This window comes from Streptomyces sp. NPDC006235 (genome assembly GCF_040613735.1).
Taxonomy (GTDB): Bacteria; Actinomycetota; Actinomycetes; order Streptomycetales; family Streptomycetaceae; genus Streptomyces.
Genome location: NZ_JBEXSR010000070.1, coordinates 17,616 through 27,643, shown reverse-complemented (window position 1 = coordinate 27,643; position 10,028 = coordinate 17,616). Strand labels below are relative to the sequence as shown.

Below are 10,028 nucleotides of genomic sequence, written 5' to 3'. Positions count from 1 at the left end.
CGTCCGGAGCCGGATCACCAAGGCGACCTTCGCCGTCTTCCTGGCGACCTTCGTGCTGACCCTGCTGGTCCTGACCTCCTTCGACAGTGCCGGCGCTCGGACTTGCCGCGACCGGTCAGCGCGTCGCGCAGCCGGTCGACCATGCCGGTGCCCGGAGCCAGGAGCTTGTTCGCCGGAGGCTTGTCGGGAGCGGCCGGGTGCGGCCGGGTCGGGGCTGTCTTCTTCGCCTTGCGGACCTTCTCGCCCAGCTCGTTGAGCGCGTCCGCCGGGCAGGCCTGCCGCAGGGCCGGGAAGAGGTTGCCCTCCTCGTCGGCGATGTGCGAGCGGATCTCGCTCATCAGCATGCCCATCAGCCGGTCGAAGTCCGGGTCGCCCGCGTCACAGCCCTCCAAGTCCTTCATGATCCGCTCGGCCGTGGCGTGGTCCTCGAGCTCCCGGTCAGCGAGGGTGTCCCCATTGGCCACGTGCTCGCGTACGGCCGGGTAGAGGTAGGCCTCCTCGGCCACCGAGTGCCGCACCAGCTCGATCGTGACCTGGTCCGCGTACATCTTGCGGTCCTTGTGACCGGACGGCAGCCCCTCGATCTTGCCGAACATCTCCTCGACTTCGCGGTGATCGGTCACCAGCTCGTCGATGACGTTTCCTCCGTGTCCCATGTCCTTCACCTCCAGCCCCCGGGTCCCCAGGGCCCCAGGGGGCTAACGCGCGGTCGGATCGCCCCCGGATGTACGTCAGACCGGGAGCTTGGCCCGGACACGCCCGGCCGCCGCGGCCGGGCCCGTGGTGGCGCGGACGGAGCGCCGCACCAGGCCCGCGTCCCGCCGCAGGCCACGGGCGGCGTGGCTGCCGCGCCACACCACCGAGGGGCGGGCGCCGGTGTCGTCCGCGGCGATCAGCAGGCCGCCCAGCATGGACATGTTCTTGAAGAAGTGGATCCGCTGCTGGGCACGCTCCGAGGGATCCTCCGCCTCCCAGAAGCGGTGCCCTGCCAGCGTCGTCGGCACCAGCGTGGCCGCGATGGCCAGCGCGGCCGGACGCGGCATGCGCCCGGTGGCCAGCATCAGGCCGGCCACGACCTGCACGGCGCCGTTCAGCCGTACGACCTGCTCGGTGCGGTCGGGCAGTGCCGAGACGCGTTCGGTGACCGGTTGGACGACAGGCTCGGCGGCCGGGGTGACGGACTCCGGGTCGCGGACGGAGTTCAGGCCGCCCGTGAGGAACATCGAGGCCAGCATGGGACGGCCGAGCACGCGCAACAGACTCATGGCCCTCTCCAGGGTGTCGGTGGGTACAGCGCTCGCCGGGTTCCCCGCCCGGGGCGCAACCACTCACCCGGTTCACGCCGCCCGGTGCCGCGCCCACGCCCGCGCGCGCAGCTCCTCGGACAGCAGGACGTCCACGGCGGTGCACGCGAGGGCCTCCGTAGCGGCGACCAGCACCTCGCGGGCCCGGGGCGAGGCGGCGGCCTCGGCGAACTCCGGGGTGTGGTCGGAGCCGTCCTCGTCCATGATCGCGACGAACGGGTGGACGGCGGGCACCCGCGTACTGACGTTCCCGATGTCGGACGAGCCCAGGTACACCCCGGGCACGGGCGGTGACAGCGGGATCCCGGCCCGGGACAGGTGCGCGGCGAACCGCTCGGACAGCGTCTCGCTGTCCCGGAAGTGCTCGTAGCGCACGGTGGCCCGCTCCACCTCGGCGGTCGTGCCCGTGGCCCGGGCCACCCCGGCGGCACACTCCCGCACCTGCTCCGTGAGGTCCTCCAGCGCCGCAGTCGTGGCCGCGCGCAGACCGAACAGGCCCTCGGCGTACTCCGGGACGATGTTCGTGGCGATGCCGCCCTGGGTGACGATGCCCTGCACGTGCGAGCCCTCCGGCAGCCGCCGCCCCAGCACGGCCAGCACGTTGAACAGCTCCACCAGCGCCGCGAGCGCGTCGATGCCCTCGGTCGGGTTCCCCGTGGGGTGCGCGGCCCGGCCGTGGAAGGCCACCCGGTACTGCACCTGCGCGGTCAGCGGTGCACGCGCCCAGCTGTGGACGCCCGGGTGGAACATCAGCGCCGCGTCGACGTCGTCGAACACCCCGGCCTCCACCTCCAGGGCCTTGCCGCCGCCGCCCTCCTCGGCGGGCGTGCCCACCGCCAGCACCGACCCGGCCGCCTCCTCCACCACGGCCCTCACGGCGAGCGCGGCTCCCAGGCCCGCCGCCGCGATGAGGTTGTGGCCGCACGCGTGACCGAGGCCGGGCAGGGCGTCGTACTCCAGCAGCAGCGCCACGGCGGGCCGGCCCTCGCCAGAGCGCGCCGTGAACGCGGTCGGCATGCCCGCCACGCCGCGCTCCACGACGAAACCGGCCCGCTCCAGCTCATCCGACAGCAGGGCGGCTGCCCGGTGCTCGGCGAAGGCGTACTCGGGCTCGGCGTGCAGCCGGCAGGCCACGCTCCACAACGCGTCGGCCCGCGCCGCCACCTCCCCCCGAACGGCTTGGTGCACGTCCTCGAGCGTGCGCTCCACAGGAACCTCCCGGCGTCGGCGGCGGTGTGTCCCCGACCGGGTTTCACCGCCGGGTGCGGCGACACTCGCGGCGTCGGGGCCTGGGCCCGCAGGTAACCCGCGAGGGTGTCCCCGGTGGGGGCGGGCGAGTGGGTGCGCAGCTCGGCGCGACGAGGTGATGCCGCGACTGCACGGCGTTTCGACCCGTGCCGGAGTGCAACACGGTCGGTGTGCCCGCCGGGCCACGACAGCGTGGACGCCGCGGCGGCGGCCGGGCGGGCCGGACCTGGGAGGAACCATGGACCACTCGCGCGTGCCCGTCCTGGAGGCGCTGGAGGACTTCCGGCGCCGCGGCGACATCGCCTACGGCCCGCCGGGCCACAAGCAGGGCAGGGGAGTGGACCCCCGGGTGGCGGAGATCGTCGGGCTCGACGTGTTCCGGTCCGACGTGCTCTCCCTCAACGGCCTCGACGACCGCCGCCAGTCGCAGGGCGTCCTCAGCCGGGCCCAGGAGCTCATGGCGGACGCGGTCGGCGCCGAGCAGGCGTTCTTCTCCACCTGCGGCAGCTCCCTGTCCGTGAAGACCGCCATGCTGGCCACGGCCGGGCCGGGCGAGAAGCTCCTGCTGTCGCGCAACGCCCACAAGTCGGTCGTCGCGGCCGTCGTCGTCAACGGCGTCGAACCGATCTGGGTACACCCGAAGTTCGACGCCGAACGGCACCTGGCCCACCCGCCGGAGCCCGACGACGTCCGTCGGCGGCTCCGGGAGCACCCCGACGCCAAGGGCATGCTGCTCATCACCCCCACCGACTGGGGCTCCTGCGCCGACATCGGGGGAGTGGCCCGGGTGTGCCACTCCTTCGACGTGCCCGTCATCGTCGACGAGGCCTGGGGCGCCCACCTGCCGTTCCACCCCGGCCTGCCCGCCTGGGGCATGGACGCCGAAGCCGACCTGGTCGTGACGAGCGTGCACAAGATGGGCGGGGCCGTGGAACAGAGCTCCGTCTTCCACCTCCAGTACGACCGCGTCTCGCCCGAGGCCCTCAAGCAGCGCGAGGACCTGCTCGGCACCACCAGCGCCTCCTCCCTCGTGTACGCCACGCTCGACGGCTGGCGCCGCCAGATGGTCGAACAGGGGCACGAGCTCCTGGAAGCCGCCATCCGCCGGGCCGAACGCATCCGGGCGGCGGTCGCCGAGCTGCCGGGTCTGCGGCCCATGGGGCGCGAGGTCGTGGAGGAGGGGCTCGCCGCCGACCTCGATCCGCTCAAGCTCGTCATCGACGTACGCAAGCTCGGCATCAGCGGCATGCAGGCCGCGGAGTGGCTGCGCACCCACCGGCATGTGGACGTCGGGGGCTCGGACACCTGCCGCATCAGCGCCTCGATCACGCACGCGGACGACGACGAGACCGAGACGGTCCTGGTGGACGCCCTGGCCGAGCTCGTCGAGCGGGCGGACACCATCGAGCGGCGGCCGCCGGTCCACCTGCCCGAGCCCTCGGCACTGGAGCTGGAGCAGGCCATGCTGCCCCGCGAGGCGTTCTTCGCCCCGGTCGAACACGTGCCCGCCGAGCGGGCCGCGGGGCGGATCGCCGCGGAGATGATCAGCCCCTACCCCCCGGGCGTGCCCGTCGTGGCACCCGGCGAGGTCGTCACCGACGAGGTTCTGGACTACCTGCGCAGCGGTGTCGAGCACGGGGTCCTCATCCCCGACGCGGCGGACTCCTCCGTCCGCACCCTGCGCGTGGTGGCACGAGGGTCAACCACTCATGCCTGAGATGTTGAAGAAGTCATGGCCCGGACCCGTAGCTGGCAGTTCACCGAACAGACGGCCACCCGGCGGCTCGGCGTCCTGAACGCAGAGGAAAGCACCGCCGTGCGCCGGTCGGACGGGATGCCCAAGGCGCTGCGCAGCACCTGGCTCGGTGGACTGCCGGAACCCTGGACCTTCTTCCACGGCGGCGCGACCCTCGGCCAGCAGGCGATCCTCGGCTTCCGCCCGGACACCGGCACGGCCCTGGCCGCGGTGTGCACCCGCCGGTTCCGCGCCCACGACCCGTTCGTGGCCGTGGCGTATGCGCTGCTGGCCGCGGAGGAGTAGCGGGGCCCGCCCAGCGCCGGCGGCACGGACCGCGCCGGCGCCGGGCAGCCCTGACCTGTCGTCACATCCGCTGCCACAGGGCCGGCGTGCGGGTGGGCGCCCACACACCCTGGGCCTGGTGGGTCTGGAGGCACTGGTAGCGCACACCGGCGTGGATCACGGTGGCCCCGGCCTGGTAGACCCGGCCCGCGGCCCACGGCTGCGCCACGGCGTTGTCCTGCGGCGCCGGCGCCGGGGAATCGGCCTCCGCGGTCTTCAGGGTGAGGCCGAACTCGCTGAGCAGCGGGTTGATCGGCTGGAAGAACGTCGTGCCGCCGCTCTTGCAGTCAACGGTGCCGCCGGAGGTCACGCCCTGCGCCTGGACACCCGCGACGTACGGCCCGCCGGAGTCGCCGGGCTCGGCACACACCGTCGTCTGGGTCAGCCCGTCCACCTTGCCCTCGGCGTAGCTCACAGTGGTGTCGTGCTGCTCGACCTTGCCGCAGTGCCAGCCGGTGGTCGACCCGGAGCGGCAGACGGCCGCCCCGACGAGCGCCTGGACGGAGCCGGTGATCGCCACCTTCTTGTCGCCCTCGCCCTTGACGTTCGCCGTGGCCTTCCACTGGTCGTTGACGGCCACCCACGACATGTCCTTGCCGGGGAACGTGGAGGCCTGGAACGTGCCCTGCTCCGCCTTGTCGAACCCGGTCGTCTTGGCGCCCTGCTTGCCGCAGTGTCCCGCCGAGGCGAAGCCCTCCTGCTCGCCCTTGGTGACGGAGAAGCCCACCGAGCAGTGGGCGGTGCCGTCGATGTAGTAGGCGTCGCCGCCGGTGACGTCCGCCATGAGCCGCGGCCGGTTCGCCGTCACCTTGACGCCCACGCTCTTGCCGTCGAGCCCCGCGGCCTTGACGAACGCGGCCGCCGCGGCCTTGTTCCCGGCCTGCACCACGACCCGGTTCGCCGGGACGTCGACGTACCACAGGGGCGTGTCCCGGGTGCTGACCCGGGCCGCGGCCGCGTCCAGCTTCTGCTTCACCGCCTGCAGGTCGCGCAGCGACTTCTTCACGACGGCCGCCTTCGCGCCCTGCGCCTTGATGGTGGCCACGTCCGCGGTGTCCGTGGTCGCCACGACGAGCTCCTGCGACGTCGTGCCCCGCAGCCAGGCCCCCGCGAACCGGTCGCCCAGGGCGTTGCGCAGGCGCCCGGCCCGGGTGCCCGCCTCCGCCTCGTTGACCAGCCGCCGCGACGCCTGGGCCGGGGTCAGGCCGAGATCGCGCTCCATGGCGCGCAGTACCGGAGCCGACGGCCGGTCGGCGCCGAGCGTCTGGGCGGCGGTGGGCGGCGGGCCCGCCGCCGGGGTGGGCTCGGCCGCCACGGCGAAGGGGAGCCCGGTGGCGACGAGCGCGCCGAGCGCGGTCAGGGCCGCTCGGCGTCCGGTGACGGCATGTCTGTGGACCATGCGTGGTGTCTCCTTCGTTCACGGGTGTAACTGCCGCAAAGCCCGAGGCCTTGCCTGAACGGCCTTGCCTGAAGGGCCTTGCGTGATGTCCACGGCGGCCCCGTTTCGCGCTTTGGTGCGGCGAAGGGCGCCAAGTGCAGTACGGCGGCCGCCCCTCGTCTCACGCGGACTTCAGGCCGGGCGAACCCACCTCCGTGACGAAGGACGCGGCCGTCGAAGTACTTCATGTGCGGGTCGGCCTTCATGTACGTCTCCCAGTCGGGCGGCTTCTCGGCGCCGTTCCCGCCGCTGGCGATGGAGGTACAGGTGAACTCCGTGCCGACCGTCTCGCTCTGCGGGTCGTCGAAGTCCTCTTTGACGTCGAAGGCGTACCCGACGTGGACGTCGCCGGTGAGGCCCATCCAGTTGTCGATGCCCGCCGCCTTCGCACCCGCCATGACCCGGTTGCGGGAGGCGCGGTAACCGTCCCAGGCGTCCATGGAGACCTGGGCAGGCGCGGTCAGGTCGAACTTGCGCGGGGAGAAGCACACCTGCTGGGGCATCACGTTCGACAGGGCGTCGGAGTCCCACCACCCGTCCAGCAGCGAGCGCTCCTGCTCGGCGCCGGTGAGGGTGCGCGCCGGGTCGTCCGACTCGGCGCCCGGCGCGTGCGGCCGGTCGTTGTAGGCCTGGTCGGAGCGGTACTGGCGGGTGTCGAGGATGTCGAACTGGGCGAGCGAGCCCCAGGCCAGCCGGCGGTACAGCCGGGCGTCGGGCCCCTTCGGCAACTGCGCGGCGCGCAGCGGCTGGTTCTCCCAGTACGCCCGGTAGGCGGCGGCCCTGCGGACCAGGAACTCCTCCTGGGGGCTGTGCTCCTCGTCCACGGCGCCCACGTAGTTGTTCTCCGTCTCGCGGTCGTCCCAGGTGACGACGAACGGGTGCTGGGCGTGCGCGGCCCGCAGGCCGGGATCGGTCTTGTAGAGCGCGTAGCGCAGCCGGTAGTCCGCCAGTGTGGTCGCCTCCCGGTTGAACACGTCGGGCAGCTTGACGTCGGTGTAGCGGCGGGCGCCGCCCGCTGAGTCCACGGCGTACTCGTACAGGTAGTCGCCGAGGTGGAAGACCACGTCGACGTCCTCCTGCGCCAGATGCCGGCGGGCGGTGTAGTAGCCGTCCTGGTAGGCCTGGCAGGCGACGGCGGCCAGCCGCATGCTGTCGGGGTCACTGCCCGCAGCCGGTGCCGTACGGGTACGGCCCGCGGGACTGATCCACGCGCCGACCCGGAACCGGTAGCAGTGGCTGTCCGGCATCAGGCCTTTGACGTCGACGTGCACGCTGTGGCCGTACTCGGGGTGGGCGGTGGCGACCCCGCTCTGCTCGACGAAGACGAACCACTCGTCCATGGCCACTTCCCAGGAGACGACGACCCGCTGCTGACCCAGGCCGCCGTCCTCCGCGAACGGCTCGGGAGCGAGCCGGGTCCAGATCAGTACCGAGTCGGGCAGCGGGTCCCCGGAGGCCGCGCCGAGGGTGAACGGGTCGTCGGTGATCCGCGCCGCGTCGAGCTCGGGAGCGGCGGTGGCACCGCGGGCCGGCCGGTTGGTGGAGAAGGCGAGCATGGCCGCCGCCGCGGTGACGGTCAGGAAGCGGCGGCGGGCGACATGCGGTGCCGCGGTGCGCAGTACGGCGTCGTGCGGGGAGAAGGAATGCTCGGGCGGCGGTCTTTGACGGCCCGTCAGCGCCATCTGACGTCTTCTCGTACGGGGCGCGGAGCAAGCACGCTGAGCTGACGAAATGCCTGAAAACGGCACGACTTGCGGGGCGTTCACACCAGAGGCGGTACGGGCCGTACGGCGCGGAGAGAAACCGCGCACACGAAGACCGCCGCCGGCGTCGGCCGGCGGCGGAGGGGGAATCGGCTGTCTAGCGGGCCGCGGGTGCGGCGGCCCCGGTGGTGGCGGCGTGGTCGTGGACGGGCAGGTGGTAGACGTGGAAGGCCCGCTCGATGACCGGCTGGGCGACGTTGCGCACCCGCACGCCGCCGCTCGTCATACCGTGTTCCGTACCGGCGTGCGCGTGACCGTGCACGGCGAGGTCGGCGCCGGCGGTGTCGATCGCCTCGGCCAGCAGATAGCTGCCCAGGAACGGGTAGATCTCCAGCGGCTCGCCCGCCAGCGTGTCCGGGACGGGGGAGAAGTGGGTCAGGGCGATCCGTGCGTCACAGCCCTCCTCGCCCAACTGCTCCAGGGACGTGCGCAGGCCGTCGGCGCACCGGCGCGAGTACCTGACGAACTCCTTCATGACCGGCTCGCCGAACTCCCCGGCGCAGCGGCCGACGAAGCCGCCGCCGAACCCCTTGGTGCCGGCCACGCCGATCCGCGCCCCGCCGCTCGTCACGACCGTCCCCTGCCCTTCCAGGACGTGGGCGCCGGCCTCCCGGAGGATGGCCGTGACCTCGTCGGGCCGGTCGTCGTGATGGTCGTGGTTGCCCAGCACGGCGACCACCGGGACCCCGAGGTCCTGGATCTCCCGGGCCACCACCCGGGCCTCCTCGGGGGTGCCGTGCCGGGTCAGGTCGCCGGCCAGCAGCAGGAGGTCCGCGCACTCGGGCAGGGTCTCGAAGGCGGGGCGGAGCAGGCCCTGGTCGCCGGGGCCCAGGTGGATGTCTCCGACGGCTGCGATGCGGATCATGCGAGTTCCTCCGCGTGGTCGGGGGAGGACGTCTCGGTGACCACCAGGTCGCTGTGCACCGGGAACCCGGCGAGCTCCTCGTGGACCGTGCGCAGAATCTCGTCCCGGCAGGGCGCCGAGGGCACGGTGCCGGTGAGCAGCACCGTCTGGCCGCGGGCCTCGACCCGGACGCCCAGTTCACCGAGCTCACCGGAGGCGAGGCGCTCCTGGAGGTGGGCGATCCGGTAGTCCAGGTTCTGCTCCGGCTCCCCGCCGCCCGTGTGCTGTGAGCCGTGGGTAGTCATGGTGTTCCTTCCGCATCAGAGGGCATCAGATGACGTTCAGGCGCTCCAGGAGGAAGAAGAAGGCGGCGGGCATGGGCGCGTCCCCGCACTCGCGTCGCACCCGCTCCCAGTCGACCTTCTCGCGCAGGGCACGCGCGATGGGCAGGGCCGCGCCGAAGTCGCAGTGATGCTCGGAGAAGGCGGCGATCAGGCTCCACAGCAGGTCGGTCGGGGCCAGTACGGGCATGCGCACCGAGTCGACCGAGACCTCCTCCGCCCGCTCCAGCATGTCCGCGCCGACCGGCTGGTGCGCCAGCTCGAAGATGATGTCCACCGGCTGGCCGAAGCACGTGGCCTTGATCAGCCAGTCCTCCGGCGGGCTGTAGACCGTCAGCCCGGCCTCGCGGAGCGTGGCCGCCACCGCGTCCGCGTCCTCGGGGCGGATGGCGAAGTCGACGTCGTGCTGGAGGTTCTTCTCACCGCCGTGCGCGTAGGCGGCCACGCTCCCCGCCAGCGCGAACAGATGCCCCTCGCGTTTCAGCACGGCACCGACCTGCTTGGCCGCCTCAAGGAGCGCCTGGTTGCGGTCCAGGGGCAGCTCCTGCGGCGGCTCGTCGGCCTGCGGATCCTGTGGTGGCGCGGGCGGCGCAGGCTCGGGCTGGTCCGGGGCCAGCCGGAAATCGGGGATTCCCGGTCGCCGGACGAGCGTCGCGTCATCACCGTTCTGCGTCATGACCACTCCATTCGCCGAACCGGACACCCGCCGCCGCGCGGCGCCCGGACCCGTGACGGCCTTGCGTGCCTGCTCTGAGTACCCGGAGCGGTGCCCCCGACACGGCAGGTCTATGAGGAGCACGGCGCTGAGGCCTGCTTTTCGCCGGCGCAGGGCGCGACGATCTGCCCGGGGCCGAGCCGGCCGTGCCGCGCTGACCGCGTCGCGCTGACCGCGTCGCGCTGACCGCGCCGAGCGTTGCCGGCGCGCCGAGCCGAGCCGGGTCGTGCCGAGCCACGCCTTGCCGGCCTGCGCTGTGCAAGGTGAGCTGTGCCGGGACCGCACCGCGTCGACG

General features: G+C 72.9%; 9 protein-coding genes and 1 pseudogene. 2 read left to right on the top strand and 8 right to left on the bottom strand.

Going from position 1 to position 10,028, the window contains the following annotated elements; translation table 11 throughout:
- Window positions 1–14: 14 nt before the first annotated feature.
- From ABZ192_RS41160 to ABZ192_RS41150, 3 genes are all read right to left on the bottom strand, one after another.
- Window positions 15–656 (bottom strand): hemerythrin domain-containing protein, encoded by a 642-nt coding sequence (locus tag ABZ192_RS41160; protein WP_356929580.1) that lies wholly within the window; start codon window positions 654–656, stop codon window positions 15–17.
- Between the two features lie 75 nt (window positions 657–731).
- On the bottom strand, window positions 732–1,265 hold the full coding sequence (locus ABZ192_RS41155; RefSeq protein ID WP_356929579.1) for a DoxX family protein: 534 nt from the start codon (window positions 1,263–1,265) through the stop codon (window positions 732–734).
- A 72-nt stretch (window positions 1,266–1,337) separates the two neighbouring features.
- On the bottom strand, window positions 1,338–2,513 hold the full coding sequence (locus ABZ192_RS41150) for an amidohydrolase (RefSeq protein WP_356929578.1): 1,176 nt from the start codon (window positions 2,511–2,513) through the stop codon (window positions 1,338–1,340).
- Between the two features lie 277 nt (window positions 2,514–2,790).
- Between ABZ192_RS41150 and ABZ192_RS41145 the strand changes: the two genes are divergently transcribed.
- Both ABZ192_RS41145 and ABZ192_RS41140 read left to right on the top strand, forming a co-directional pair.
- Window positions 2,791–4,269, top strand: a complete 1,479-nt coding sequence (locus tag ABZ192_RS41145) for an ornithine decarboxylase (RefSeq protein ID WP_356929577.1) — start codon at window positions 2,791–2,793, stop codon at window positions 4,267–4,269.
- Between the two features lie 171 nt (window positions 4,270–4,440).
- Window positions 4,441–4,593 (top strand): annotated as a pseudogene (locus ABZ192_RS41140) (penicillin-binding protein); the annotation flags it as partial.
- 61 nt (window positions 4,594–4,654) lie between these two features.
- Here ABZ192_RS41140 and ABZ192_RS41135 read toward each other — a convergent pair.
- From ABZ192_RS41135 to ABZ192_RS41115, 5 genes are all read right to left on the bottom strand, one after another.
- Window positions 4,655–6,031 carry an alpha-lytic protease prodomain-containing protein gene (locus ABZ192_RS41135; RefSeq protein WP_356929576.1) on the bottom strand — a complete coding sequence of 459 codons (1,377 nt, stop codon included), beginning with the start codon at window positions 6,029–6,031 and terminating at the stop codon, window positions 4,655–4,657.
- Entirely contained in the window at window positions 5,989–7,752 is a 1,764-nt protein-coding gene (locus ABZ192_RS41130) for an alkaline phosphatase D family protein (RefSeq protein ID WP_356929575.1), read from the bottom strand. The genes ABZ192_RS41135 and ABZ192_RS41130 overlap by 43 nt, the downstream gene beginning before the upstream one ends.
- A gap of 178 nt (window positions 7,753–7,930) precedes the next feature.
- Window positions 7,931–8,698 (bottom strand): metallophosphoesterase, encoded by a 768-nt coding sequence (locus ABZ192_RS41125; protein ID WP_356929574.1) that lies wholly within the window; start codon window positions 8,696–8,698, stop codon window positions 7,931–7,933.
- Window positions 8,695–8,982 (bottom strand): BON domain-containing protein, encoded by a 288-nt coding sequence (locus ABZ192_RS41120; RefSeq protein ID WP_356929573.1) that lies wholly within the window; start codon window positions 8,980–8,982, stop codon window positions 8,695–8,697. The genes ABZ192_RS41125 and ABZ192_RS41120 overlap by 4 nt, the downstream gene beginning before the upstream one ends.
- A 25-nt stretch (window positions 8,983–9,007) precedes the next feature.
- Window positions 9,008–9,694 carry a nucleotidyltransferase family protein gene (locus ABZ192_RS41115; RefSeq protein WP_356929572.1) on the bottom strand — a complete coding sequence of 229 codons (687 nt, stop codon included), beginning with the start codon at window positions 9,692–9,694 and terminating at the stop codon, window positions 9,008–9,010.
- Window positions 9,695–10,028 lie beyond the last annotated feature (334 nt).